This is a genomic window from Kribbella soli, from assembly GCF_004331345.1.
GTDB classification, from domain to species: domain Bacteria; phylum Actinomycetota; class Actinomycetes; order Propionibacteriales; family Kribbellaceae; genus Kribbella; species Kribbella soli.
Genome location: NZ_SJJZ01000003.1, coordinates 1,317,043 through 1,342,988 on the forward strand (window position 1 = coordinate 1,317,043; position 25,946 = coordinate 1,342,988).

General features: G+C 67.3%; 27 protein-coding genes. 16 read left to right on the forward strand and 11 right to left on the reverse strand.

Translation table 11 applies throughout. From position 1 onward, the window contains the following. Window positions 1–40: 40 nt before the first annotated feature. Entirely contained in the window at window positions 41–1,486 is a 1,446-nt protein-coding gene (locus E0H45_RS29050; RefSeq protein ID WP_131343127.1) for an FAD-dependent oxidoreductase, read from the reverse strand. A 201-nt stretch (window positions 1,487–1,687) separates the two neighbouring features. On the opposite strand from E0H45_RS29050, the gene E0H45_RS29055 reads away from it, so the two are divergent. Genes E0H45_RS29055 through E0H45_RS29075 form a run of 5 tightly spaced genes read left to right on the forward strand, consistent with a single transcriptional unit; the run spans window position 1,688 to window position 7,038 of the window. Further along, entirely contained in the window at window positions 1,688–2,914 is a 1,227-nt protein-coding gene (locus E0H45_RS29055; protein ID WP_131343129.1) for an ROK family transcriptional regulator, read from the forward strand. Continuing rightward, entirely contained in the window at window positions 2,898–3,716 is an 819-nt protein-coding gene (locus E0H45_RS29060; protein WP_131343131.1) for an ABC transporter permease, read from the forward strand. The genes E0H45_RS29055 and E0H45_RS29060 overlap by 17 nt, the downstream gene beginning before the upstream one ends. Then, window positions 3,713–4,531 carry an ABC transporter ATP-binding protein gene (locus E0H45_RS29065; RefSeq protein WP_131343133.1) on the forward strand — a complete coding sequence of 273 codons (819 nt, stop codon included), beginning with the start codon at window positions 3,713–3,715 and terminating at the stop codon, window positions 4,529–4,531. The genes E0H45_RS29060 and E0H45_RS29065 overlap by 4 nt, the downstream gene beginning before the upstream one ends. A 9-nt stretch (window positions 4,532–4,540) precedes the next feature. Further along, window positions 4,541–5,545, forward strand: a complete 1,005-nt coding sequence (locus E0H45_RS29070) for an aliphatic sulfonate ABC transporter substrate-binding protein (RefSeq protein ID WP_131343135.1) — start codon at window positions 4,541–4,543, stop codon at window positions 5,543–5,545. Beyond that, window positions 5,542–7,038 carry a sulfatase family protein gene (locus tag E0H45_RS29075; protein ID WP_131343137.1) on the forward strand — a complete coding sequence of 499 codons (1,497 nt, stop codon included), beginning with the start codon at window positions 5,542–5,544 and terminating at the stop codon, window positions 7,036–7,038. Before E0H45_RS29070 ends, E0H45_RS29075 begins: the two co-directional genes overlap by 4 nt. A gap of 7 nt (window positions 7,039–7,045) precedes the next feature. On the opposite strand, the gene E0H45_RS29080 is transcribed toward E0H45_RS29075, so the two are convergent. Continuing rightward, window positions 7,046–8,359 (reverse strand): family 43 glycosylhydrolase, encoded by a 1,314-nt coding sequence (locus E0H45_RS29080; protein ID WP_131343139.1) that lies wholly within the window; start codon window positions 8,357–8,359, stop codon window positions 7,046–7,048. Window positions 8,360–8,545: 186 nt separating this feature from the next. Between E0H45_RS29080 and E0H45_RS29085 the strand changes: the two genes are divergently transcribed. Further along, window positions 8,546–9,193, forward strand: a complete 648-nt coding sequence (locus E0H45_RS29085) for a dihydrofolate reductase family protein (protein ID WP_131343141.1) — start codon at window positions 8,546–8,548, stop codon at window positions 9,191–9,193. 2 nt (window positions 9,194–9,195) lie between these two features. On the opposite strand, the gene E0H45_RS29090 is transcribed toward E0H45_RS29085, so the two are convergent. Then, a complete protein-coding gene (locus tag E0H45_RS29090) occupies window positions 9,196–10,320 on the reverse strand; it encodes a sensor histidine kinase (protein WP_131343143.1) in 1,125 nt (374 codons plus the stop codon). Then, the gene (locus E0H45_RS29095) at window positions 10,313–10,990 is read right to left on the reverse strand and encodes a response regulator transcription factor (RefSeq protein WP_131343145.1); all 678 of its coding nucleotides are present in this window, start codon (window positions 10,988–10,990) and stop codon (window positions 10,313–10,315) included. The genes E0H45_RS29090 and E0H45_RS29095 overlap by 8 nt, the downstream gene beginning before the upstream one ends. Window positions 10,991–11,077: 87 nt before the next feature. Between E0H45_RS29095 and E0H45_RS29100 the strand changes: the two genes are divergently transcribed. Genes E0H45_RS29100 through E0H45_RS29130 form a run of 7 tightly spaced genes read left to right on the forward strand, consistent with a single transcriptional unit; the run spans window position 11,078 to window position 16,464 of the window. Next, window positions 11,078–11,668, forward strand: coding sequence for a M15 family metallopeptidase (locus E0H45_RS29100; RefSeq protein ID WP_131343147.1), 591 nt, complete (start codon window positions 11,078–11,080; stop codon window positions 11,666–11,668). Continuing rightward, window positions 11,665–12,795, forward strand: coding sequence for a lipid II:glycine glycyltransferase FemX (locus tag E0H45_RS29105; RefSeq protein ID WP_131343149.1), 1,131 nt, complete (start codon window positions 11,665–11,667; stop codon window positions 12,793–12,795). Before E0H45_RS29100 ends, E0H45_RS29105 begins: the two co-directional genes overlap by 4 nt. A gap of 1 nt (window position 12,796) precedes the next feature. Then, window positions 12,797–13,369 (forward strand): VanZ family protein, encoded by a 573-nt coding sequence (locus tag E0H45_RS29110; RefSeq protein ID WP_202872548.1) that lies wholly within the window; start codon window positions 12,797–12,799, stop codon window positions 13,367–13,369. A gap of 9 nt (window positions 13,370–13,378) precedes the next feature. Continuing rightward, entirely contained in the window at window positions 13,379–14,374 is a 996-nt protein-coding gene (locus E0H45_RS29115) for a D-isomer specific 2-hydroxyacid dehydrogenase family protein (RefSeq protein WP_202872549.1), read from the forward strand. After that, entirely contained in the window at window positions 14,367–15,428 is a 1,062-nt protein-coding gene (gene vanA / locus E0H45_RS29120; protein WP_131343151.1) for a D-alanine--(R)-lactate ligase, read from the forward strand. Before E0H45_RS29115 ends, vanA begins: the two co-directional genes overlap by 8 nt. After that, window positions 15,425–16,033, forward strand: coding sequence for a D-Ala-D-Ala dipeptidase VanX (gene vanX / locus E0H45_RS29125; protein ID WP_131343152.1), 609 nt, complete (start codon window positions 15,425–15,427; stop codon window positions 16,031–16,033). Before vanA ends, vanX begins: the two co-directional genes overlap by 4 nt. After that, on the forward strand, window positions 16,033–16,464 hold the full coding sequence (locus E0H45_RS29130; RefSeq protein ID WP_131343154.1) for a GNAT family N-acetyltransferase: 432 nt from the start codon (window positions 16,033–16,035) through the stop codon (window positions 16,462–16,464). Before vanX ends, E0H45_RS29130 begins: the two co-directional genes overlap by 1 nt. Window positions 16,465–16,629: 165 nt before the next feature. Here E0H45_RS29130 and E0H45_RS29135 read toward each other — a convergent pair whose 3' ends face one another. The 4 genes from E0H45_RS29135 to E0H45_RS29150 all read right to left on the reverse strand — a co-directional run bounded on the left by E0H45_RS29135 (window position 16,630) and on the right by E0H45_RS29150 (window position 20,813). Further along, entirely contained in the window at window positions 16,630–17,421 is a 792-nt protein-coding gene (locus E0H45_RS29135; protein WP_131343156.1) for an aminoglycoside phosphotransferase family protein, read from the reverse strand. A 156-nt stretch (window positions 17,422–17,577) separates the two neighbouring features. Continuing rightward, entirely contained in the window at window positions 17,578–18,066 is a 489-nt protein-coding gene (locus E0H45_RS29140; protein WP_131343158.1) for a DUF1269 domain-containing protein, read from the reverse strand. 186 nt (window positions 18,067–18,252) lie between these two features. Next, a complete protein-coding gene (locus E0H45_RS29145) occupies window positions 18,253–19,734 on the reverse strand; it encodes a serine hydrolase domain-containing protein (RefSeq protein ID WP_131343159.1) in 1,482 nt (493 codons plus the stop codon). A gap of 131 nt (window positions 19,735–19,865) precedes the next feature. Further along, window positions 19,866–20,813, reverse strand: coding sequence for a cyclase family protein (locus E0H45_RS29150; RefSeq protein WP_131343161.1), 948 nt, complete (start codon window positions 20,811–20,813; stop codon window positions 19,866–19,868). Between the two features lie 116 nt (window positions 20,814–20,929). Here E0H45_RS29150 and E0H45_RS29155 point away from each other — a divergent pair, with 116 nt between their 5' ends. Then, a complete protein-coding gene (locus E0H45_RS29155) occupies window positions 20,930–21,418 on the forward strand; it encodes a GNAT family N-acetyltransferase (protein WP_131343163.1) in 489 nt (162 codons plus the stop codon). 27 nt (window positions 21,419–21,445) lie between these two features. On the opposite strand, the gene E0H45_RS29160 is transcribed toward E0H45_RS29155, so the two are convergent. The 3 genes from E0H45_RS29160 to E0H45_RS29170 all read right to left on the reverse strand — a co-directional run bounded on the left by E0H45_RS29160 (window position 21,446) and on the right by E0H45_RS29170 (window position 23,628). Further along, window positions 21,446–22,024, reverse strand: coding sequence for a dihydrofolate reductase family protein (locus E0H45_RS29160; RefSeq protein WP_131343165.1), 579 nt, complete (start codon window positions 22,022–22,024; stop codon window positions 21,446–21,448). Window positions 22,025–22,089: 65 nt separating this feature from the next. Continuing rightward, the gene (locus E0H45_RS29165; RefSeq protein WP_238155355.1) at window positions 22,090–22,923 is read right to left on the reverse strand and encodes an AraC family transcriptional regulator; all 834 of its coding nucleotides are present in this window, start codon (window positions 22,921–22,923) and stop codon (window positions 22,090–22,092) included. 117 nt (window positions 22,924–23,040) lie between these two features. Further along, a complete protein-coding gene (locus E0H45_RS29170) occupies window positions 23,041–23,628 on the reverse strand; it encodes a GNAT family N-acetyltransferase (RefSeq protein WP_131343167.1) in 588 nt (195 codons plus the stop codon). A gap of 187 nt (window positions 23,629–23,815) precedes the next feature. Between E0H45_RS29170 and E0H45_RS29175 the strand changes: the two genes are divergently transcribed. Together E0H45_RS29175 and E0H45_RS29180 are read left to right on the forward strand one after the other, a co-directional pair. Next, window positions 23,816–24,745, forward strand: a complete 930-nt coding sequence (locus tag E0H45_RS29175; protein WP_131343169.1) for an aminoglycoside phosphotransferase family protein — start codon at window positions 23,816–23,818, stop codon at window positions 24,743–24,745. Between the two features lie 361 nt (window positions 24,746–25,106). Next, window positions 25,107–25,652 carry a P-loop nucleotide/nucleoside kinase family protein gene (locus E0H45_RS29180; RefSeq protein ID WP_165546623.1) on the forward strand — a complete coding sequence of 182 codons (546 nt, stop codon included), beginning with the start codon at window positions 25,107–25,109 and terminating at the stop codon, window positions 25,650–25,652. Window positions 25,653–25,946: the final 294 nt, after the last annotated feature.

Below are 25,946 nucleotides of genomic sequence, written 5' to 3' on the forward strand. Positions count from 1 at the left end.
ATGCCCCGCCACGGTCGGGTGCACGCCCGGAGTGTGATGGTCATGCCGCCCACCTCCGCACGGCGTCCTCGAATGGTTCCGGATCGCCGGCCCACGCGACGACGCCGTCGGGCCGGACGAGGACCGCGTCCAGGCCGAGATCGTCCAGAACGGGCCCAGCGACGTACCGGATGTCCTTACCTGCAACGGAATCCTGGAGGTTTCCGCGGAAGTCGAGTACGACGGCGCGCCCGTCCTGCAGCAGGTCGCCGAGGCGCGTGCCGTCCTCGAACTGGAAGTCCGGAGCGTTGCGCCCGACGAGCGGATGCTCGCTGCCGACGTCGTACCGGAGCGCCAGTCCCGACAGCTTGCGAGACACGTACGTCGCCCCGTCGCGGGTCCCGAGCAGGTCGCGGATCAGTCCTTGCATCGCCCCGGCCGACGGACCGGGCCTCATCACCATCGCCTGCGCGCGCGTCCAGTCGAGCACCGCGGCACCGATCGGATGCCGTTCGCTCGTGTACGTGTCGAGCAACCCGTCCGGCGCCTGCCCGCGCACCGTCGCCGCAAGCTTCCACCCCAGATTCATCGCGTCGCCGAGGCCGGTGTTGAGCCCCTGCCCGCCGAGCGGCGCGTGGATGTGCGCGGCATCGCCCGCGACCAGCACACGGCCGTTCCGGTACGTCGTCGTCTGCATCGCGCGATCGGTGAAACTCGACGCCAGCCGTACGTCGATGACCGTCACGTCGGTGTCCGACACGCGACGCAGTACCTCCTGGAGATGGCCGCGAGTCAGCTCCTGCGAGCGGTCGTACGCGCCGCCGTCGAAGTCCATCATCGCGACATGCCCGTCAGCCTGCATCACGAGGTACATGCCGGTCGGCGTCAGGTTGAACCCCGGCCTCAGCTTCTCGGGATCGGCGAGCGTCGCGTGCATGACATACCCGGTGAACTCCGGCGGGGTCCCGGCGAACTCGAACCCCGCGAGCGCGCGCACCACGCTGTGCCCGCCATCGCAACCGACCACCCACCGCGCCGCGTACTCGCGCTCACCGGCGCTCACGACCACGTGGTCGTCGTACTGCGTGACGCCCGAGACCGCTGTACCGCGTTCGATCTCGACGCCCAACTTGGCGGCCCGCTCGGCCAGCACGGACTCCACCGCTTCGAGGCTCGTCAGCATCGGCCCCGTGACCAGGCTCGGCAGCCGGAACGGCAACTCGTCGACCTGGTCCGCGTCGACCATCATCCCCGCGAAATGTCCGCCGGCCCGAGGCGGCTCGTCGCCGGCGCCCGACGCGGTCTTCAGCTCCGCGAGCATCCCGCGCCGGGAGAACGCCTCGACCGACGCCGCCGACAACCCCCGCATCCCCAACGGGTGCGCCCGCCACGGCGACTGCCCTTCCGATTCCCGCTCGATCACCAGCACCGAACACCCCGCGAGCCCGACCTCACAGGCCAGAAACAGCCCGACCGGCCCGGCCCCCACGATCACCACGTCATACATATGTTTCTCCTTCATTCGCTCGCCTGAGGCACACGACGACCGTGTCACCGCCCGCGCACAGGGCCCTGAGACGGCCTTGCACGGCGCTGACACCGCCCTGTCGCAGCCGCCGGCCGGGAATTGCGTCCGGGGCCGTCGAAAAGGAAGCCGAATTTTGTCGGACTGTTGACGGAATAATTCCGGGTTCCTAGCGTCACGACCGTGCAGACCTATCCAGGAGTGCAGGCGCTGGTGCGGAGGACCCACGAAGAACGGGTCCTCCAGGTGCTGCGCGAGCAGGGCGCGCTCAGCCGGAACCAGATCGCCCGTGCCGTCGGCCTGTCCCGGACCACCCTGTCCGAGATCACCGGAAGCCTGCTGCAGCGAGGCGCCATCGTGGTGACCGACACCGACGCGGCGCACCGTGAGGGCAGCGGCCGGCCCGCCGAGCGGCTGGCGCTGGATCCGGCATCCGGACAGTTCATGGGCGTCGACTTCGGGCATCGCCGCGTGCACGTCATCGTGGCCGACGCCTCGCACGAGATCGTGGCCTCGGGCTCCGACCGGTACGACGACCACGTCGACTGGCCGACCCGGCTCGACGTCGCGTTCCGCCTGGTGGAGCGACTCAGCGACGAGTACGGCGTCCACTACGGCGCCCTGCAGGGCGTGGGCATCGGCATCCCGGGGCCGTACTCAGGCAAACCAGGCGTGCGCGACTATCCGTCCCACCGGGCCGCGGCCGACGGCTTCCACGAGGCCTCGGTCGACGAAGCGTTCTGCGAGCGGTTCGGCGCACCGGTGGTCGTCGACAACAACACCCGGCTGGCGGCGCTCGCCGAGGCGATCTTCGGCGCGAAGGCGATCGAGCACCTCCTCTACGTCCGGCTGTCCGACGGAGTCGGTGGCGGGCTCGTGGTCGGCGGCCGGCTCGTGTCCGGTTCCGCCGGACTGGCCGGCGAACTGGGCCACGTCACGGTGCGAGCCGACGGCGACCCCTGCCGCTGCGGCAAGAACGGTTGCCTCGAGACCATCGCCTCGGTCCCCGCGATCCTGGCCGCCTGCCGGGCCGCCGGGCTCCCGGTGGAGAGTCTGGACGACCTCGCGGCCGCGGTCGCCCGTTCGCACCCGGTGGCCGACCGGATACTGCGCGACGCCTCCGCGGCGGTAGGCCGCGTTCTCGCCGCCGTCGCGATGGCGTTGAACCCCGCCGAGATCGTGATCGGCGGCGAGATCACCCGGCTCGCGCCGGTGATCGTCCAGCAGGCCGCCGCGACAGTCGCCTACGAACTCTTTCCGGGCGCCGCCTCCCCCGGCGTACGGGCGGCGCACCTCGCCGACGACGACGGCGCTCTCGGCGCCCTCGCCGCGGTGTTCCACAGCTCGCCGCTCCTGGCGGGCTACCCAGAGACGCAGATCCGAGGAGTGGTCGATGGCCGTCATCAGTGACCAGACCGCCCGCGGCGCGAAGCCGCGCGATCGCGCCGGAGGACGCAGGCGCGCCCGGGCCGGTGGTCTTCCGCTGCTGCTGAACGCGGTTTCCGTCGGCCTCGGGATCGCGGTGTGGTGGGCGCTGGCTCTCGCCGGACTCAAACTGCCCACCCCTCCCGAGGTCGTCGCGCAGGCGATCACCCTGATCGGCAACGGCACACTGGGCAAGGACGTCCTGGCCAGCCTGACGCGGGTCTTGATCGGGTTCGCGCTCGGCACCGCCGCCGCCGTCCCCGTCGGGTTCCTGATGGGCTGGTACGCCGTGGTCCGCGGATTGGTCGAGCCGTGGATCCAGTTCTTCCGCACCGTCCCGCCGCTGGCGATCATCCCGCTGGCCATCGTGCTGATGGGGATCGGCGAGGCCCCGAAGATCTTCGTCATCTTCCTGGCCGCGTTCCTCGCCTGCGTGATCTCGACGTTCCAGGGCGTGGTCAACGTCGACCGCACGCTGATCAACGCGGCCCGGGTGCTGGGCGCCAAGGACGCCGGCATCTTCGCCCGGGTGGTGGTGCCCGCGTCGACGCCGTTCATCCTCGTCGGCATGCGGGTGGGTCTGGGGTCGGCCTGGGCCACCCTGGTCGCCGCCGAGCTGATCGCCGCACAGCAGGGCCTCGGCTTCCGGATGCAGAACGCGCAGCTCTACTACGACCTGCCGACGATCTTCGTCGGCCTGATCTCGATCGGGATCCTCGGCCTGCTGATGGACCGCGTCCTGCTGCTGGCCGAACGCAAACTCACCGGATGGCAGGAGCGCCGATGACCGCCAAGATCTCCGTACAGTCGGTCACCAAGACCTTTGCCCTCGGCAAGGACATGTTCACCGCGCTGGACCAGGTGTCGCTGGACATCGCCGACAACGAGTTCATCACCGTCGTGGGGCCGTCGGGGTGTGGGAAGAGCACGTTGCTGAACATCCTCGCCGGCCTGGAGGAACCGACCTCGGGGCGCGCGCTCGTCGACGGCGTACCGGTGTCAAGACCCGGGCCCGAGCGCGGCGTGATCTTCCAGCAGTACGCGCTCTTCCCCTGGCTAACCGTGCGCAAGAACGTCGAGTTCGGGCTCAAGACCGCAGGTGCCGGCAAGGCCGAGCGGCGCGAACGGGCCCAGCATTTCATCGACATGGTCGGGCTCGGCGAATTCGCCGACGCGCTGCCCAAGATGCTGTCCGGCGGTATGCGGCAGCGGTGCGCGATCGCCCGCGCGTACGCCGTGAACCCGTCGATTCTGCTGATGGACGAGCCGTTCGGGGCCCTGGACGCCCTGACCCGGGTCAAGCTGCAGGAGCAGCTCCTCGACACCTGGAGCCAGGAGCAGCGCACGGTCATGTTCATCACCCACGACGTCGACGAGGCGGTCTTCCTGGCGAACCGCGTCATCGTGATGGCCGCCCGGCCGGGGCGGATCTACGACGTGGTCGACGTCGACCTGCCGTACCCCCGGTCGGAGGACTTCCGCCTCAGCCCCGAGTTCGCGGCGCTGCGCAACCGGGTCTGGCACTCCGTGTACCACCAGGACGGCCGCACCGCGGCCGGCTCCGGAACCTCCCTGCCGTCCCCCGCGACGGCTCGATCCTAAGGACGTCTCATGTCACTCCCACGCAAGCTGACGGCCCTGGCCGCCGGCACCGCCGCCCTGGCGCTCGCCCTGTCCGGCTGCGGAGGCGGCTCGGACGACGGCGCGAGCGGCGACCTCCAGGAGGTCAACTTCGGCTACATCGCGGACTACAACGGCACCAGCCTGCTCGCGATCGCGAACGACCAGAAGCTGTGGAAGAAGCACGGTCTGAAGGCGAATACGAAGGTGTTCACGAACGGCCCGCTGCAGATCCAGGCCCTCGGAACCGGCGACCTCGACTTCGGCTACATCGGCCCGGGTGCGTTCTGGCTGCCGGCGTCCGGGCAGGCGAAGATCGTCGCGATCAACACCCTCGGCAACGCCGACCGGGTGATCGCACGCTCCGGTACCACCTCGATCGACCAGCTCCGCGGCAAGACCGTCGGCGTACCGGAAGGCACGTCGGGAGACATGATCCTCACGCTCGCGTTGCAGAAGGCCGGTATGACGAAGAAGGACGTCAAGGTCGTCAACATGGACGCCTCGACGATCGTGTCGGCGTTCGCGTCCAAGAAGATCGATGCGGCAGGCTTCTGGTACCCCGCCATCGGAACCATCAAGAAGCAGGTCCCGGATCTGACGGAGCTCGCCAAGAACTCCGACTTCGAGTCCCAGGTCTCGTTCCCGACCGCGTTCGTGGCCGGCAACGACGTCGTGTCCGGCCAGCAGGACAAGACCGAGAAGACGATCGCCGTACTGCGGGACGCGATGGCCTACCGCTCCGCCAACATGGACAAGTCGATCGAACTCACCGCGAAGATGCTCAGCGTGCCGGTCGACCAGGTCAAGGCCGACGCGGGCAACGTCAAGGTGCTGTCGGTCGACGAACTGGACGCGAAGACCAAGGACGGCACGATCGGCAAGTGGCTCAACGGGATGGCCGACTACTTCGTGCAGGCCGGCAAGCTGAAGTCGAAGGCCGATCCCAAGACCTACTACACCGGCGACCTGTTCACCACGGCGGCGGCCAAGTGAGCGAGCCGAAGAGCATCCTCTTCCTGATGACCGACCAGCACCGGGCCGACACCCTCGGTGCCTACGGCAACCGGTTGGGGACGACCCCGAACCTCGACGAGCTGGCCCGCACCGGGACCCGGTTCGACCGCTGGTACACGCCCACGGCGATCTGTACGCCGGCCCGCGCCAGCCTGCTCACCGGCCAGGCGCCGTTCAGGCACAAACTGCTGGCGAACTACGAGCGGAACGTCGGGTACCTCGAGGACCTGGCCGACGGGCAGTTCGCGTTCTCGCAGGCGCTGCGCGAGAAGGGTTACAACTGCGGACTGATCGGCAAGTGGCATGTCGGCACCAACAAGTCGGCCGGCGACTTCGGGTTCGACGGCCCCGATCTGCCGGGCTGGCACAACCCGGTGGATCATCCCGATTACCTGGCCTACCTCGAGGAGCGGGGCCTGCCGCCGTACGAGATCTCGGACCGGATCCGCGGGACACTGCCCAACGGCGGGCCCGGCAACCTGCTCGCCGCCCGGCTGCACCAGCCGGTGGAGGCGACCTTCGAGCACTACCTCGCCACCCGCGCGATCGAGATGCTCGAGCGGTACGCCGCGGACGTCCGTGAGCGGGAGCAGCCGTTCTTCCTCGCGCTGCACTTCTTCGGGCCGCACCTGCCGTACATCCTGCCGGACGAGTACTTCGACCTGATCGATCCCGCGGACGTCGAGCTGCCGCGATCGGTGGCGGAGACGTTCCAGGGCAAGCCGATGGTGCAGAAGAACTACAGCGCGCACTGGACGTTCGACACCATGCCGATCGAGACCACACGCAAACTCATCGCGGTCTACCAGGGGTACGTCGCCCTGATCGACCTCCAGCTCGGCCGGGTACTGGACGCGATGCGCCGGCTCGGGCTCGCCGACGACACCTCGGTCTTCTTCACCTGCGACCACGGGGAGTTCACCGGCTCGCACCGGCTGCACGACAAGGGGCCGGCGATGTACGAGGACATCTACCGCACTCCCGGTCTGATCCGCGTGCCGGGGCAGCCGGAGGGCGTCGTACGGAACGAATTCGTCAGCCTGCTCGACTGCACCGCCACGATCCTCGAACTGGCCGGAGCCGACCCCAAGGCCGCCGTCGACTCGCGGAGTCTGCTGCCGCTGGTGAGTAACGAGCAGACCGAGTGGGACGACGACATCGTGTGCGAGTTCCACGGGCATCACTTCCCTTACCCACAACGGATGCTGCGCACTGACAGGTACAAGCTCGTGGTGAATCCGGACTCGGTGAACGAGCTCTACGACCTGGAGCTCGATCCGGACGAACTGCTCAACGTGTACGAGCACCCGGAGCAGGCCTGCGTACGGTCGCAGATGATGCGGCGGCTGTACGCCGTACTGCGGGAGCGGGGCGACAACTTCTACCACTGGATGACGTCCATGTACGACGTGGGCGACGTCGGCTACGACCCGACCATGAGCGGCCTCGACGAAACGACGTACCAGAAGTAGTAGCTCGTCAGCGGCGGCCCACGTACAGGCGGTTGCTCTTCGGGCCCGTCCACTCCATCCGGACGACTCCGGGCACTGCGGCGTCCGCGATGCGAGTGGGGTCCGCCCAGTAGCCGAACGCGGGGTTCCGGAAGAAGGTCGCCCACAGGTGGCCGGCGGCGTCGACGAAGATGTTGTTGTGGCCGGCACCGACACCCGCGGTCCAGCGGTTCGAGTACGGGCCCTCGAAATGGTCGGAGACCGCCATGATCAGGTCGTACTGGTACTGGACGCGGCCTGGTGCGGGCGGGTCGTACGCGTTGCGTGCGCTGCCGTCCGGGTTCGTCGAGGCGCGGTCCCAGGCGGCGTGCATGAGGTAGTACTTTCCGCCGTACTTCAGCACGTACGCACCCTCGAGGTAGGGCTCGGGCGAGTACGGGCTCTGCTGGAACGTCGGCAGGTCGGTCGTGGGGACGATGCCCTCCATATCGTCGCGGAACCGCGCATAGAGGTTGTTGTGCAGGACGAGCCACGCGTCGTCGCCCTCGGAGTACAGGCCGCCGTCGATGTGGTGGTAGGCGCCGGGCAGGACGAAGCTGGGGCCGCCGATGAATGATTCGCCGAACGGTTTGGCGAGGTTGCCCTGGGCAACTCGGTACGGGCCCTCGACTCCGCCCTCGCTGATCAGCAGGAACGATCCGACCTTGCGGGAGTGGTCGCCCATGCAGGCGACGATGTACCAGGTACCGCGGAAGTAGTGCAGTTCGGGAGCCCAGGCGTTTCCACGTTTGCCGAACTGGTCGTCGTACCAGTACTCCTGCCACGGAGCGACGACGGTACGGCCCGGTGCGTTCTCGCCGACGAACTCGGGTGACCAGACCTTGCCCAACTCCGCGTCGGGCCGGATCCCCCTCGTGTCGGCGAGCCGCCACGGGCCGTGCAGCGACGGTGCGGTCCAGACGAAGATGCCGTCGTTCCACGGGCCGGCCGCGGGGCGCCCCGGTACCCGCGTCGTACCTGTTGCGACGTACAGCGGGCGGCCGTCGACCGTGAAGCAGTTGACATATGTGTCCCGCATCCACACCCGCCCGAGCTCCTCGTCACGAGGCCGTAGCTCGAGTGGCAGCACGAAGGAGTTGTCGTCCCGCGGCCACAGGTCGAGCCGGGTGTCAGCCGCGCCGTACGGCTCCAGCTCGGGCCAGGCCGCCGGGTACCGCCGCTGCAGCGGGCTCACCTCTGTGGAAGTGCTTCCGTACGCCGTTCCGCCGGGTAATGCCGCGGCGCCGACGGCCCCAGCCAGCCCGCCCAGAACTGTCCTCCTGTTGACGTGAGCTCTCTCCATCTGCGCATCCTCCTTGAGCGAGCAGGACACCGTGCCCCACCCGGAGCACACGCTAATCAGACTCATTTCGACGGTGAACAAGCGGCAAAAACAGATTCTCGGTGTGGTGATGTCAAGACGGGGCGGTTGGCGTCGACCTTCCCGTAAGGGCGCCGGAAGGCGGCGCCGAAACGAAGGAGCATTCCGATGTCCGAAGTCCGTGTTCACAACCTCGCGATCTCGCTCGACGGCTTCGCCACCGGGGACGGTCAGTCCCTGGAGGCCCCGTTCGGGCACGCCGGCGAGCGGCTGCACGAGTGGTTGGTCGGCACCCGGTTCTTCCACGCGGCGGACGGCCTGCCCGGTGGCACCCTCGGCGCCGACAACGCGTTCGCCGAGCGGCACGAGCCCGGGATCGGCGTCGAGATCATGGGCGCCGGGAAGTTCGGCCCGCCCGGATGGCAGGACGACCCGGAGTGGAAGGGCTGGTGGGGCCCGAACCCGGTGTTCCACCAGCCGGTGTTCGTACTCACGCACCGCCCGCGCGCGTCGATCGAGATGGAGGGCGGCACGACGTACCACTTCGTCGACGCCACTCCGAGCGAGGTCATCGAGCAGGCCCGCGCCGCGGCGAACGGTGGCGACATCCGGGTCGGTGGCGGGCCGACCGTCGTACGGGAGTTCCTCGCCGAAGGCCTGATCGACTACGCGCACATCGCCCAGGTCCCGATCCTGCTCGGCCGCGGCGTCCGGCTGTGGGACGGACTGGAGGCGCTCGAGGACACCTACGACATCGAGGCGGTCACGAGCCCGAGCGGCATCACCCACCTGACCCTCACGGCCAAGGCCCGCTGAGATCAGCTTTCCGGCCCCGCGGCGCCTCGGGCTCGTCGCGTCCGGCTCTTGTCGACTTTCCGCAGGGGCAGTTCGACGCTGACGCGCAACCCGCCGCCGTCGCGGGGCGTGAGGGTGAGGGTTCCGTTGTGGGCCTGGGCGATGCTGTTGACGATGGCCAGGCCGAGGCCGACACCAGCGTGGTCGGAGCGGGTCCGCTCGGCACCCCGCTGAAACGGCTCGACCAGCGTGGAAACCATGTGTGCGGTGAGCTTCTGGCCGGTGTTCTCGACGGCGAGCCGCACGGTCCGGGGGCCGACGCCGGTCGTGACCCAGATGCTGCCCTGGTCCGGCAGATTGTGGACGATCGCGTTGTGCACGAGGTTCGTCGTCAGCTGCAGGAGCAGCGAGTTCGAACCCATGGTGGGGGCCACCTCCCCCGAGGTCTCGATGGTGAGGCCGCGCTTCTCAGCGAGTGGGAGAAGTGTTTCGGTGGCCTCCTCCGCCAGGAGCGACAGGTCGACAGGTTCCCGGATGAAGGTCCGCTGGTTGGCGCGGCTGAGCAGGAGCAGCGCCTCGGTGAGGTCGATCGCCCGGGTGTTGACCAAGTGGAGGCGCTCGACGAGTTCGCCGGTGTCGCGGTTCAGGTCCTTGCGGGCCACGTCGAGCAGCGTCTGCGTGATCGCCAGCGGAGTGCGCAGTTCGTGGGAGGCGTTCGCCGCGAACCGCTGCTGTTCGGCGTCGTGCGCCTCGATGCGGGCGAGCATGACGTCGAAGGCGTCGGCGAGCTCGCGAAACTCGTCGGTGCGGCCTTCCAAGTGGATCCGGTGCGACAGCGAGCCGTTCGCGGCCAGGCGGGTCGCATTGGTGATGCGAGTCAGCGGCGCGAGCATGCTGCCGGCCAGAATCCAGCCTCCGGCGAGGCCGAAGACCAGCAGGAACGCCAACATCATGGTCACCTTCGGGATGAAGGCACGCATCAGGTCGGAGCGATCCGGTGTGCGCATCGGGCCCATGGTCACGTCGGGTACGTAACGCAGCAGGAACACCCACACGACCGCGAGCAGCAGAGCACCCGCCACCATGATGAAGCCCGCATAACTGAGGGTCAGCTTGAGCCGAACGCTCAGACCGGGCTCTCTATTCACGGCGCTCAGCTCCGGTGTCGATGCGGTAGCCGGCGCCGGCGACCGTGGCGATCAGCCAGGGCTCGCCGAGGCGTTTACGCAGGGCCGAGACAGTGATCCGTACGGCGTTCGTGAACGGGTCGGCGTTCTCGTCCCAGGCCCGCGCGAGGAGATCCTCGGCGCTGACGACCCCACCTTCGGCAGCGACCAGGACCTCGAGGACGGCGAACTGCTTCCGGGTGAGCGCGACGTACCGGCCGTCGCGGTAGACCTCGCGGCGGAACGGGTCCAGCCGCAGTCCCGCGATCTCCCACACCGGCGGTCTGTTGTGGGCGCGGCGGCGGTCGAGCGCCCGGAGCCGGAGGACCAGCTCCTGCAGTTCGAACGGCTTCGTGAGGTAGTCGTCGGCGCCGAGCTCGAACCCCGACGCCTTGTCGTCCATCCGGTCGGCCGCGGTCAGCATCAGGATCGGCATACCGCTGCCGGAGGCAACGATCCGCTTCGCGATCTCGTCACCGGACGGGCCGGGGATGTCGCGGTCGAGGACGGCGATGTCGTAGCTGTTGATGCTCAGCAGTTCCAGCGCGGTGTCGCCGTCACCGGCCACGTCGGCGGCGATCGCTTCCAGGCGCAGGCCGGCCCGGATGGCGTCGGCCATCTCTGGTTCGTCCTCGACGATCAGTACCCGCACAGTCTCGATGGTACGAGGCGGCACATATCGCCCGCGTATCCAAAACCGGATACGCGCTGACAACACCTGCCTGTTTTGACTGGACCCATGTCCGTCAGCGCACCGGCAGCAGGCCGCCGTACGAAGATGACCATCCGTGCGACGCTCCTGGTCGCCAACGTGGCGATCATCGGCGTGTTCATCCACCAGTCGCTCGCCTTTCCGTCCTTTCCGGCCGGATCCACGCTCGGTGAGACGGACGGCGCCGTACCTGACGGTGTCACGGTCTTCGACGACGTCCCCGCGGTCACCAACCTCGATCCGGCGCTGCTCGTTGCCCTGCGCAAGGCCGCGACGGACGCCGCGGATGACGGGGTCAAGTTCTTCGTCAACAGCGGCTGGCGTACGCCGGCGTACCAGCAGCACCTGCTCCAGGAGGCGGTCTCGAAGTACGGCTCGGAGCGGGAAGCTGCCCGCTGGGTCGCCACTCCTACGACGTCGCCGCACGTGTCGGGGCAGGCAATCGACATCGGGCGCTCCGACGCCACGGCGTGGCTGTCCGAGCATGGTTTCAGGTATGGGTTGTGCCAGATCTACGACAACGAGCCGTGGCATTACGAGCTGCGCCCGGAGGCCGTCACGCGCGGCTGCCCGCCCAGGTACGCCGACCCGACGCACGATCCGAGGATGCAGGGGTGACGCTGACTGTCGCGCCGATCGGCTCGGTCGAGCATCTGGAGTTCGTGCAGGCCCAACGGTCGGTCAGCTTCCTGCAGACCCCGGCGTGGGGACGCGTGAAGACCGAGTGGCGGAGCGAGTCTCTCGGCTGGTACGACGGGCGGCGGCTCGTCGGCGCCGGGCTCGTCCTGCACCGGCCGGTACCGCGCCTCGAGCGCCATACGCTGGCCTATCTGCCCGAGGGTCCGTCCATCGACTGGACCGGCGATCTCAGCAGGTGGCTTGACCCGTTGGCGGCGTACCTGAAGGCGCAGGGCGCGTTCGCGATCCGGCTCGTGCCGCCGCTGCGCACTCATGTATGGACCGCTGCTCAGGTCAAGGCCGGTATCGCGGACCCGGGCGTCGAGCGGCTCATGGACGTGCCTGGCGGGCGCGTCGATCCGATCGGTGCGCAGGTGGCTGGTTGGCTGCGCGACGTGGGTTGGCTGCCGCAGAGCCCGGAGGACGGGTTCGGGGCCGGGCAGCCGCAGTTCAAGTACGAGGTTCCGCTGGCGGGGCGGAGCGAGGACGACGTACTCGGGGGGATGAATCAGCTCTGGCGCCGAAACATCAAGAAAGCGGCTAAGGCAGGCGTCGAGGTCACGGTTGGCTCAGATTTGAAGGCGTTCCACGACTTGTATGTGCATACCGCCGAGCGCGATCACTTCGTGCCGCGGCCGCTGCGGTACTTCGAGACCATGTTCGCCGCGATGAGCGCGGAGGATCCCGAGCGGATCAGGCTCTACCTGGCCCACCACCAGGGCGATCTGGTCGCCTCCACCATTCTCGTCCGGGTCGGGGCCTACGCGTGGTACTCGTACGGCGCCTCCGCCACGGAGAAGCGGGAGGTGCGCGGCTCGAACGCCTGCCAGTGGGCGATGATCCGCGACGCGCTCGCGGCCGGCTGCGACGTCTACGACCTCCGCGGTATCACCCCGACCCTCGACGTCGACGACCCGCACGTCGGACTGATCCAGTTCAAGGTCGGCACCGGCGGTCAGGCGGTACGGTACGTCGGCGAGTGGGATCTGCCCCTGCGGCCGGTGATGTATCGAGCCTTCGACCTCTACATGAGGCGGCGCGAGTACCTGAGAGGCAAGCGAAGATAGCGTGATCGTCAAGGACTGGCACCACCTGGTCGATACCTTCAACGGCGTCGTCCTCCTCACGGTCGCCGCGGCGCCGTTGGCCGTTCTCGTGGTGTGCGTTCTGGCCCTCCGCCGTATGACGTCAGCACCTTGGCGTACGTCGATTGCCGAAGTCGGCATCGTCTACGGGACGGTGCCGTGGGTCTGGATGACCATGCTGCCGGGCAGCCACGCCGGCGAAGTGCCCGGTCGGGTCAGCCTGATACCGCTGCGGGACCTGCTCACGATGTCGACGGGAGGGATCGTCGGCAACCTGCTGGTATTCGCAGCGCTGGGGTTCTTTGTACCGCTTCGGTTCCCGGCGCTGGCGTCGGTACCGCGGGTCCTTGCACTCGCGGCGGGCTGCTCGATGCTGGTCGAGATCGCGCAGTACGCGCTGCGGCTCGATCGGGTGTCGTCCGTAGACGACGTACTGCTCAACGCCGCCGGTGCCGGGCTGGCCGCGTTGGCGTCGCGGCGCTGGTGGCGCAACCCGGAGACATTTCGTCGGCATATCGAAAACCGCATACGGGACGGCAACACCACCTCCTCTTGACTTGGAGGCATGACCTACAGCGAACCGGCTGCGACTGCGGTACGGGGCACCGTCGCGGGCATCACCGTCTTCGGCTGTGAGCCGGACGAGGCCGCCTTGTTCCGGGAGTTGGCGCCGCGCTTCGGCATCGCTCCGATCATCACCGAGGCGGCGGTCTCCGAGGCTAACCTCGAACTTGCCCTCGGCAGTCGATGCGTCAGCGTCGGCCACAAGACACGAGTCACGAACTCCACACTGCTCGCCCTCAGCCGGGTCGGCGTCACTTACATCTCCACCAGAAGCGTCGGCTACAACCACATCGACGTGCGGTACGCCGAACGCGTCGGCATCTGCGTCGAGAACGTCTCGTACTCGCCCGACAGCGTCGCGGACTACACGATCATGCTGATGCTGATGGCGGTGCGGAACATGAAGTCGGTCCTCCGGCGCGCCGACGTACATGACTATCGGTTGAGTGCCACCCGCGGGCGAGAGCTCCGCGACCTGACCGTCGGGGTCGTCGGAACGGGTCGCATCGGCAGTGCGGTGGTCGACCGGCTGCGCGGTTTCGGGTGCCGGGTGCTTGCCTATGACAAGCATCCCGGAACACGTGTTCCGCTCGACGAGCTGTTGCTGCAGAGCGACATCGTGACGCTGCACACGCCGCTCACCGCGGAAACCCATCATTTCCTGGATCGCCGGCGGATCGGGCAGCTGAAACCCGGCGCGTTCGTGGTCAACACCGGACGCGGAGCGCTCCTCGATACCGGGGCGCTGGTCGCCGCCCTCGAGAGCGGGCGGCTGGGCGGCGCCGCACTCGACGTACTCGAAGGCGAGGAAGGAATCTTCTACGCCGACCGCCGCGACGAACCCGTCGAGAGCGAACTGCTGCTGCGGCTGCAGAAACTGCCGAACGTGCTCATCAGCCCGCACACCGCCTACTACACCGACCACGCACTCAGCGACACGGTCGAGAACTCCATCATCAATTGCCTGAACTTCGGAAGCAGGGAACAGCATGGATAGGTTGAAGATCGCCGTCCTCTTCGGGGGCATTTCCGAGGAGCACCACATCTCGGTCAAGTCCGCGCAGGAGATCGCGAAGAACCTCGACCTCGAGAAGTACGAGCCGTTCTACATCGGGATCACGGAGCGCGGCGCCTGGAAACTCTGCGACGGACCCGGACCGGACTGGGAGAACGGCAACTGCCGTCCGGTGGTCCTGTCACCGGACAGTAGCGTGCAGGGCCTGCTCGTGCTGGAGTCCGATCGGCTGGGTTCGCGGATCAGGCAGGGGCAGTACCGGACGATCAACCTGGATCTGGTGTTTCCGGTGCTGCACGGCAAACGTGGCGAGGACGGCGTGATCCAGGGCCTGCTGGAACTTTCCGGTCTCCCCTACGTGGGCTGCGATCTGCAGAGTTCCCTGCAATGCATCGACAAATCCCTGACCTACACCGTCGCCCGCAGCGCCGGCATCGCGACGCCGAACTTCTGGATCGCCACGGCCAACCTCGATCCCGAGGAGCTCCTGTATCCCGTCTTCGTGAAGCCGGCCCGTTCGGGTTCGTCCTTCGGCGTCAACAAGGTGTCGAGTAGCGCGGAGCTGCCGGAAGCACTGGAAACCGCCGGCCAGTACGACTCGAAGGTCCTGATCGAAGAAGCCGTCGTCGGCAGCGAGGTGGGCTGCGCTGTCCTCGGGAACGAACTGGGCATGATGACCGGCGAACTGGATCGCATCGCGCTGTCGCACGGCTTCTTCAAGATCCACCAGGAGGACTCGCCGGAGAGCGGTTCCGAGAACTCGACGTTCGTCGTACCCGCCGACATCTCGGAGGAATCGCGCGCGCTCATCCAGGAGACCGCGCAGGCCGTGTACCGCGCGCTGGGATGCGGTGGGCTGGCGCGGGTCGACATGTTCCTCACCGCTGACGGGAAGGCGGTCCTCAACGAGGTCAACACAATGCCCGGTATGACGTCGTACAGCCGCTATCCCAGGATGATGGCGGCCGCCGGCGTACCGCTGAGTGAAGTGATCGACCGGCTGGTGTCGGTGACCCTGACCGGGAAGCTCCAGTGAACGCAGACTTCGCCTTTGTGGACGAGGTGGCGTCCGGGATTCGGTGGGATTCCAAGTACGCCACGTGGGACAACTTCACCGGCAAACCGGTGGACGGCTACCTGGTGAACCGCATCGTCGGCACCAAGGCCCTGTGCGCGGCGCTCGAGAGAGCACGCGAGAAGGCGGAGCCGCTCGGCTTCGGCCTTCTGCTGTGGGACGGTTATCGTCCGCAACGTGCCGTGGACAACTTCTTGCGCTGGGCCGAGCAGCCTGAGGACAGGAGGACGAAGCCGCGGCATTATCCGAACATCGACCGTCTTGAGATGTTCGAAAAGGGCTACGTAGCAACGAAGTCCGGCCACAGCCGCGGCAGCACCGTCGACCTCACGCTGTACGACCTGTCGACCGGCGAACTGGCTCCGATGGGCGGCAACCACGACCTGATGGACTCGATCTCGCACCACGGCGCAACCGGCATCACCTCGCTCGAAGCGCTCAATCGCCAGCACCTCTGCTCCATCATGGAGTCCGCGGGTTTCAGCCGGTGCGACCACGAATGGTGGCACTACACGTTGCTGGACGAGCCGTACCCGGACACGTACTTCGACTTCCCGATCGCCTGATGGAGATCCGCGAGGCACGCAGTACTGACGCTTCCGCCATCAACGAGTTGCTGGACCAGCTGGGCTATCCGCAAGCCGCCGAGGCAACGACGGCGGCGCGGATCCAGAGCTGGTCCGACGACCCCGCCGGAGCGGTCTACGTCGCCGACACCGACCAGGGCCTGCTAGGCGTCATCGCCGTACACACCTGCCCGTTCTTCGAACGCGACGGCACCTGGGCCCGAATCGTAGCCCTGGTCGTCTCCTCCCAGGCTCGCCGCCAAGGCATCGGCGCCCGCCTTGTCGCGGCCGCGGAGTCCTTCGCCACCCACCACGGCTGCCTCCGCATAGAAGTGACCAGCTCACCCCACCGAACCCAAGCCCACACCTTCTACCAATCCCACAACTACACCATCACCCCGACCCGCTTCCTCCACACCCTCCCCCACTGACGATGTGCACTCCCGACAGGTAGAGCACCCCGAGACACCGTACGCGCCCAACACCACCACGCTCAGGTGCACTACCCCACCACCCAACACCACCTGTCCACCTACATACGGCTGAGATAGGCGGACCTCAACCACGACCACTGAGTTCCGCCGGAGACCACGTGCCTACTCGAGCGTCGCTCGCCAACTCTCAAGGGAGTTCTCGATGTACTTGAGGTCGCGTAGGTATCCGGCGCCGTGTCGCCATGGCTCGGGCTGTTCCCATTGCGCCTGCCAGCCGGGGCGTCCTTCGAATGCCCAGATACGCATCGTGTCGTAGGCGGCTTGGACGCGAACGGGGATGGTGTCGAGGAACGTGTGCCACTGATCTTGCGTGCAGCCGTAGGCGTCCCGGATTCGCGCTAGTCGTTCGTGCACGGGAGTTGGGCTCGGCCAGCCCATGGGTTCCAGATTCTCGGGCGCGGCCAGTGGGACGAGGGTGTAGGCCAGAGACGCGAGATCCCACATTCGCGGACCGGGTGCCGCAGTGTCCCAATCTACGAAGGCCACGATCGCGCCGTCTCGGGCTATCAGGTTCCAGGGAGCGGTGTCGTTGTGGCAGATGACTTCGGGTTCGCCGGCCGGAACAGGTGGCGATTGCCAAGCGCCGGTCGCCGGACTCCAGCCCTCGACGGCGTCGTGGTACCTGCGTAACAAGGCGGCCGCGCTGTCGAGCAACGCCGGCTCGAACAGCATCGGACTGGGTGGCCAAGGGGTCTCACCCGACACCTTGGAAAGGATTTCTCGACCGTCCTGGTCGATACCGAGGAATCGCGGAGCTCCGGCGAAACCGCTGGTTTCGAGATGCTCGAGCAGTTCATGGACAGACGCCGACCAAGGCCGGACCGGACGCCGGATCGTCTCCCCGATCTGCGAGACCTCATTGATGCCCCCGTCAAGGCGGCGCTCGTCTTCCACAGCCCATGCTCCCACGCAAGCCCGCCCCCCCGACCACGAGCCTCACCCCTACTGGCAGCCGTCTGCCTGAGGCTTCGCGGGTACATGCAAGAAAGCCGGCGGAGGCTCCTAGGGGTGCTGCGGTTTCCTGAGGCTGCTCAGCGGGGTGGCTCAGTGTTACTTGCCGCCGAAGGTCTCTAGTAGGACCTCGCGCTCGGCCTCGGTGAGGTTTGTGTCGATCAGCTTGCTGTGCATGCCGTGGAAGCGCTCGCCGACCCGGTCGAGGTCGCCTTCCTCGGTGACCGCGAAGAGGGCCGAGGTTCCTGGTGTCACCTCGGTGCGGATCTTGTGCAGTTGCTCCTTGGTGATCCCGGCGTCCTGCGTCATCTTGCTGATCGCGCCGATCGCGGCCCCGGCCACGCCACCGATCACGGGCACGAAGAAGAGGGCACCGAGGAGCACTCCCCACAATGCCCCCCACCCGGTTCCGCGCCAGGTTTCCTCGTGGCTCTGCTTGGTGATCGGATGCGATTCATCCTTGGGCCACGAGACGACCGCGTGATCGAGGACCTTCACCAGCCCATCTGCCTCACAGCCCTTGAGGATCGAGGCAGCGTGCCCAGCTCCACCCGGACTGTCGAACTTCCACACCGTAAAGGCGGCCATGGTCCACTCCTTGCCGTCAATGAAACCGAGCGCGGGCGAACACGGTTACTGCGCTGTTCTTGTCCAGTTCGCGGCCGGCGTGACACTCGCCCACGCGCCAGCCGCACCCCATCGTCGCCGCCGACAAACGTGGCAACGTCACCCCACGGGGATGAATCTGACAGCCTCGCCCAGTAGTTACCCGGGTCAGGCAGATGGGACTTTGCTCAAGATCTGCGCGGCGTCGTCGTTCTCGGGGTCGAGGTCGATGGCACGTCGGAGGGCGCTCCTTGCCAGATCGAGCTGCCCGTCCAGCTGATGGGCGCATCCGGTCATCGTCCATGCATCGGAAGAGTCCGGACGTAAGTCGGTCCACATTCGCAGGAGGGGCCAGACCAGGCCTGGGCGGTGCAGCTCGACCGCTCCCCACGTGGCGTCCACGAACCCCCCGTCGTCGAGGTCGAACTCGGCCGGCTCGACCGCGGCCAGTCGGCGGAACTCCACCTTGGCGGCGTCCGGACCCGACGTTGTCAGCACCTCGGCGACAGGTCCGACGACCGAGCGCGGGAAGGCACGGAGGTCGGTCATCCCGTCAGGCTTCGCCGAGAGCGGTACGTCGGCGAGGGCGATATCGAGCGCCGCCGCGGCGATGTCCGAAGCAGGGATGCTGTTGGAGTTGGCCAGCACGACAACGCCTGTCCGCAGCTCAGGCACCAGCACTACCTTCGACCCGAACCCGGGATCCGCGCCGCCGTGGCTCACCGTTCGACACCCGCGGTAGCTGCCCACGAACCAGCTGCGTCCTACCGAATCCATCCACGGTGGGCGCTCCACCGGCATCACCGGCTGCCACATCTGCTCGACCAGTCCAGGATCCAGTCGCGCCCACTGCCCGTCGGATCCCCCGGCCGGCTCGAAGTGCGCCACCATCCAGCGACACATCTCGACCACGTTCGAGTGCAAGGTCGAGCTCGGAGCATGGCGCCTGGTGTACGGATACGAGCCCTCGGGCACCACCAATGGCATCCCGACGTGCGGTTTGGCGGCCAGGTCCGCAGGCACCTCGCCGCGCAGGAAGGTGCTGTTCCGCATTCCGAGTGGTGCCAGGACCAGGTCCCGGACGGCGTGCTCGAACGTCTTGCCCGTGACCCTGGCCAGCAACAGCCCGAGAAGCTCGAACCCGGCGTTGGAATAGGAGAATGCCGAGCCTGGCTCCGACTGCAGCCGCCAGTCCGAGATGCTGCGAGCGAACTCGCTGAGCGCGTCGTCGCCGAGCTGAGGATCGTGCCAGCAGTAGTCGTCGACGTCGGGGAGTCCGCTCGAGTGGCTCAACAGGTGCCGAGCTGTGACCTCCCCTTCCCGACCGTCGGCGAGCGTGAACTCAGGCACCCACTTGGTGATCGGAGCATCCAGATCGAGCACCGGTTCGCCGGCGCCGCGAGCGGTCGCCACGGACACGATCGCGGTCGCGACGAAGGGCTTTGACACCGACGCCAGGTGGAACATCGTCTCGGGTGTGACCGGCGTACCGGTCCCGACGTCACGGACGCCGAACCCACGCGAGACGACCTTCTCATCGCGCACCACCGCAACGGCAAGGCCTGCCACATCGTGCGAGTCGACAAAGGCCTCGACCAGTGGCCACAACCCTGTTTCCACATTCCCCCGAAGGCCCGCCCCCACGTCCATGTCTCGACAGTACGCCGTACTGCGGCGGCCGGAGTCGTAGTTTCCCGACTTGTCTCCCGGGCCATGCAAGAGGCCGATCTCCCGAGGTGGGAAACCGGCCTCTGATCTGCTGCCGGGCGCGAGTTCTGCGGTCAGAATGTGGCGATCGGGTTGACCGGGCTGCCCGACGTACCGGCGAAGCGGACCGGTGCGACCGCGAGCTGGAAATCCCACTGGCCGAGCTCGGCAGCTGTCGTCGCGCACGCCTCCAGGTCGCAGTTGTCGAGCAGCCACAGACCCATCGCGACGAGGCTCACGGCGTGCACCGGCATCAACACGTCGTCGTACCCCGACGGCTGTACGTCCTGAGGAGTGTCAGCGCCGATCAGCGCGACCTCGCGTTCTTGCAGCCACGGCAGGCAGGACGCGTGCCAGCCGGCCTGCGTAATACCGCCCGCAGCACCGGCCTCGTGTCGGGCGCGGCCGTAGCCGGTCCTCAGGAGTACCGCATCGCCGGATTGCACCCGCACACCCTGGCGGCGCTCTGCCTCCTCGAGATCCTCGGGGAACACGCCCTCGCCCGGTTCCAGCCACGGCACATCACGGACCTTCGCAACGTCCAGCAGGACGCCACGCGTGACGATCCCGTTCGCCGCCGCCGTGACGGCAGCCCAGGCCGATCCGGTCGCGGCGTCGACCAACTCGTGTGACCGTCCGTTGTACATCTTGCCGTCCCAGAAGAGATGGCACGGCGAGTCGATGTGGGTGATCGTGTTGCCGTGGAAGAAGATGCCGAGCCGCTCGTTCGAGAAACCCCAGCGGCGGTCGTTGTGGAACGCGTCCGGCATGTTCTCGGCGCCCGGCATCTCGGCGGCGCACGGGCACGCCGTCGTCGACCGCTCCATTTCTTCCGGTACGGCGATCTCCCAGCCGCACGACACGCTCCGGCCGTGACGCACAGCCCGCGCCGCCGCCAGCCGAACGTCGTCGGTGATGTGGTTCAGAGTGCCGAGCTCGTCGTCGTCGCCCCACCGCCCCCAGTTCGACAACGTGTCGAAGTACCCGAGCACCTCGTCCTGCGTGGGTCGCCCTACCGTCATCCCACCATCAACTCCTCCAAGGCCGCTGAACTGGCATGAAACTACATCGCCAGGCCAACAGCCGGGAGGAGCACGGCCCACCCACGGTGGCGTGACACGCTGGTTAGCATGGGCCGATGCCCGATCAGCCCAGCATTCGCGTCGATGTCGCGGCCGCGAGCGATCTCGACGACTTGATTCGCCTTGAGACGCGCCTTTTCGCCGAGGATGCCGGTACCCACGACGCTCTCGTCGACATCAGTTGGCCAGACCAACATGGGCGAGAAGATTTCATCCGCCTCATGAACAACGAGTCCGCCCTCGTCCTCGTCGCACGGCAGGACGAGATGATCGCCGGACATCTGGTCGGCTACCTAACAGCGCCGTCGCCAACCCGTTTCGGCCGACGTACTGCCGAGATCCGCAGTCTCTACGTCGACGAACCTGTTCGCTCCACCGGAGTGGGCCAAGCCATGGTCCGCCACTTCACGACCTGGTCTCGGTCCCAGTCTGCCGCAGCCATCTCCGTCACCGCCTACGCCGCCAACCGGTCCGCCCGCGCGTTCTACGACAAGCTCGGCTTCATCGAGCAGAGCGTCGTACTTCGCGCCACCCTCGACCAGTAAGCCGAATTCGGCTCTTGCTCAGATCGGTCAGCGGCGCACCCGATAGCGCAGGTGAAGCACCCGGTTGCCCTGAATCACGTCAGGATCCTCCAACAGGTGCTGCGCGTCGACTGACCCGAAGTAGCGCTTGCCGGACCCGAGCACGACGGGTACGACGTCCATGCGCACCTCGTCGACCAGACCTGCGGCAAGCACCTGGCCACCGACGTCGCCGGCGGCGACCTCGACTATGCGGTCACCGGCAAGCTCCTGCGCTTTGGCCATGGCTGCTTCGATGCCGTCGACGAAGTGAAACGGCGCCTCGGGGTCCCAGCCCTCGGGCTGCGGCCGGTGCGTCACGACGACCACGTGGTCGATCCCGCCCGGAGGCTTTCCGTCCCAGCCGTCCGTCAGGTCAAAGACGTGGCGGCCGGCGACTGTCACCCCGATCTGGTCCCAGTACGCCCGGGTGTAGTCGTAGGACACCTGCGACACCTTGACCACGCCGCTCTCGTCCAACGGGACGTCACCGCTGGTCAACCAGTCGAACAGCGGTCCGGGCTGGTCGTTCTCGTCCGCGACGAAGCCGTCCACCGACACCGAGCTGTACATGACCACCTTGCCCACGGGGCTCTCCTCTGGTTCGGGTGCCCCCAAATTAGCGTGTCGTGAGCTGTGGCTCTTGTAAGAAATCAATCGGCCGGCAGCGGCCAGCCCTCCAGCACGTGGCCGGGATGTTCGCGCAGGAACTGCCGCCGGACTTCGACGTACCGGGTCGGCGTGAGCCCGGTGAACGCCCGGAACTCGTGGCCGAAGTGGGCCTGGTCGAAGTAACCTGCGCCGCCGGCGAGGTCGCCCCAGTCGACCGGTTCGGCGGGGTTGATCGCGAGCACGGTGGCGACGAAGCGGTAGCTGCGGGCCAGCCGCTTCGGCGTGACTCCGATGAGCTCCTTGAACCGCTGTGTCAGATGAGTGCTGCTGACACCGGCTGCCACGCTCAGGTCGCCGATCGCCACCGCCCCGCTGGTCGCCGCGATGACACTGCTCGTATGGCGGACCAGCCCCAGGCCGGCGGTCTCGCACAGCCGTCGCATCAACTCCTCCTCGAGCAGCGTCAGCATCTCGTGCGGTCCGTCCGCCGTGGCCAGCCGGTCTCGCAGCTCAGCAACGGCGGGCCGGCCCCAAACCTGCTCTACCGTCACCGGCCGGTCACACAGCTCGGCCGCGGGCATCGGCAGGAACGGCGCCGGCCCCCACGGCTTGAAGTGCACGCCGACGGACCGGGTCCGGGTTGGGTAGCCGAACTCCAACGCGCGGGTGGGCATGGTGATCACGCAGCCGTCGGCGTACTCGGCCGTGTCGATGCCGGCGCGGATGCGGAACGGCGCCCCGAGGTTGACGATGAGCAACGCCGCCGGACTTGCCGGCAGCCTCAGCAGGGCGTACGGCGGCGCACCCTCCAGGTAGTAAAGGTCGTCGATCAGCCCGTCCAGCGGCGGTCGCGGCACTCTGGACACGTACTCCATCCCCACAGCATCGCCGACGTCCGGGGCATCGCGCACCAGGACGGCCCAGCCGCGCCGGCACCAGCATCGACCCGGCGCCGATCCCGGACGATCGCCCGCGTGGAGCGAGGGACCGGTTCAGTCGCGCCTGCTCGGGGTGATCTCGCGCACCATCACGCAGTTGCCCAGGCCCTTGGGTCGGTCGTAGGTGAAGCCCTCGCGCTCGTACATCGTGCGGGTGCCGTTGTAGAGGAACGAGGAGTTCTTTTTCCGGACGCCGCCGGTGTCGTGCGGGTAGCCCTCAACCAGGCCGCCGCCGGCCTGGGCGATCAGCTCGACGGCTCCGCGCAGGGCGATCGTCGCCAGGCCCTGACCGCGAAAGCTGCGCTCGACCAGGATGCAGGTGACCCGGTAGTCGGGCAGTCGCTCGGCAGTGGCGACGTACTCCTTGCGGTGCTGGATGTTGGGCAGCTCCTCGGGTGATCCGTACTCCGCCCAGGCGACGGCACGGTCGCCGTCGTAGACCAGCGCTGCGTGCGCGATCCCGTCGGCCACCAGACGGTGCTTGAGCGCCCGGTTCCCCTCGGCGGTCTGGCCCTTCTCCGCGCAGTCGGGATGGAAATGCGTACACCAGCAACTGGCGAACATGCCCTTGTTCCGCTCGACGAGAGCGGCGAAGTCGTCGAACGTCTCCGGCGTGAGCGCCTTGATCGTGAAGTCGGACATACCGACAACGTAACCCCAATTGCGGACGTTCTGCGTCCGGTAGCGATGGACGAGATCCTGCCCCGAAACCAGTAGTCACTCAGGTCATGTAAGAGGCCAGCATGATTGGCGTCGCGGGGATCCACCGCCCGGCAGGGTCTGGATAACCCGGTTGACGGCGGACGGGTCGGATCGGTCGGATGGGCTCGTGAGTCCCCGCGAGATCCAAGCCGAGCAGGCCGACATCGACACGCCGCTCGTTCGCGAACTGTTGGCCGCGCAGTTCCCGCAGTGGGCCGCGTTGCCGCTGGAGCCGGTCGACTCCAGTGGATTGGTGAACGCGATCTACCGCCTCGGTACCGACCTGTCCGTACGGCTGGCGCTCCGCCCCTCGAACACCGACATAGTGCAACGGGAGCAGGCGAAACTCGCGACAATCGCGCCGTTCCTGCCTGTGGCCATCCCTTCTGTCGAGGCGATCGGCTCACCCACCGACGCATTCCCGGGCGAGTGGTCCGTCCATCGCTGGCTCACCGGTACGCACCCGTCCCCCGGCGCGCTCGCCGACCCACGCGGGCTGGCGACGGACCTCGCGGCGTTCGTCGATGCGTTCCGGCGGATCGACCTGCCGGACCGGCCGCCGGCGTACCCGGGCGAGCGCCGGACGCGCGCTCCGATGGAATCGATGGACTCCTCGACGCGGGAGGCGATCGGCGAGCTGGATGGCCTGATCGACACCCGCGCAGCACTGGCGTCGTGGGAGGAGTCGCTCGCGGCGCCGTACGACGGGCGCGAGGTGTGGGTGCACTCGGACCTGACGCCGAGCAACCTGCTCGTGTCGGCGGAGGGCCGGCTGACCGCGGTGCTCGACTTCGAGACGTGCGGTGTCGGCGATCCGGCGTGCGACCTGTTCCCCGTGTGGTACCTGCTGCCCGCGAACGTCCACGACGAGTTCCGCGCGGCGCTGGACGTGGACGACGCGACATGGCTCCGCGGACGCGGGCGCGTGCTGTCCCAGGCCCTGATCGTGTTGCGGTACCACAAGGACACCAACCCGGCGATCGCGAACTACGCGCGGCACGCCATCGGAAAGGTGCTCGCAACCGGTCCTGACCGAGGGAGCCGAGACGATGGATGACCTGCTTCCCGCAAATCGATAGACACTCAGGGCATGCAAGAGGCCGGTCTCCCGAGTGGGAAACCGGCCTCTGATCTGCTGTGGAGCTTAGGGGATTCGAACCCCTGACCTCTTCCATGCCATGGGCGGGAGTCGCACCGATGACCTACGTGGAACAACACTCATTCCCTTACCTACAAGGCGTTTTCGCCTTCCGGGCTGCTGCGGGTTGGGTCCACTTCAGGACCGTTGCTACGCGTGGTTCGCTCCCAAAATCCAACCGTGGGTCGCTAGTATCGCGTTGCTAGGATGGCTCGCCATAAGGCACGCAGACGTCGCGGTCGAGGCGCTGCAACGGCGACGAATGGAGGATTGGGACGCGATGTTCCTGCTTCAGATGTCGGGCGTTCCAGGTTCTGGGAAGTCCACCGTGGCCACCCACGTCGTCGACGCGTTCGGCGCGGTTGCCGTCGACTACGATGTCATCAAGTCCGCTGTTCTCGACGCAGGCTTCGACCTGGCCAGTAGTACCAAAGCGGCGTACGAGGTGATGTACGCGCAGGCACGTCACGTGCTAGCTCAAGGGCATCCCGTAGTCATGGACAGCCCGTGTTTCTGGCCGAGGATCCTGACCGAGGGCATGGAAATCGCCAGTCAGCACGATGCGAGCTACAGATACATCGAGTGCCAGGTTCGTGATCTGAAGGTCGTCGACGAGAGGCTTCGTCGGCGGCCGAGGCTGAGGACCCACCGTCGCGGGGTGGACTGGCCGCCCGTGGACCTCGGTGACGAACTGGTGGACGGCGAGGCGCTGTACCGCGACGGGATGGACCGCATTCAACGTCCCTCGGACAACTACCTCCAGTTGGACATGCACCGACCGCTGTCCGAAGTGCTGCCCGAGGTCAACGTCTACCTGAAGCCATAGCTGAGCGGGAGTGGGCATCCACCGCGGGTGGCGGGTGGCCGGCTGTTTCGGCGAGTAGTACATCGACAGGGTGTCGATCGTTGATGGCGAGTTCTACTGTCATCGACCGGTGGCGGCGCACTTTCGGGCCCTGAAGCGGCCTGTCTTGAAGACGTAGAGAAACTTGTCAGGAGATCGCTCGACGCAGGCCTGTCCTCCGTCGACAGATACGCGACACTCGTCCGCCAGGTGATGTGCGACAGTCGAATGCGCGGATCGCGGCTGCTCCGGATGTCCGCAGGGCACGCGATCAAG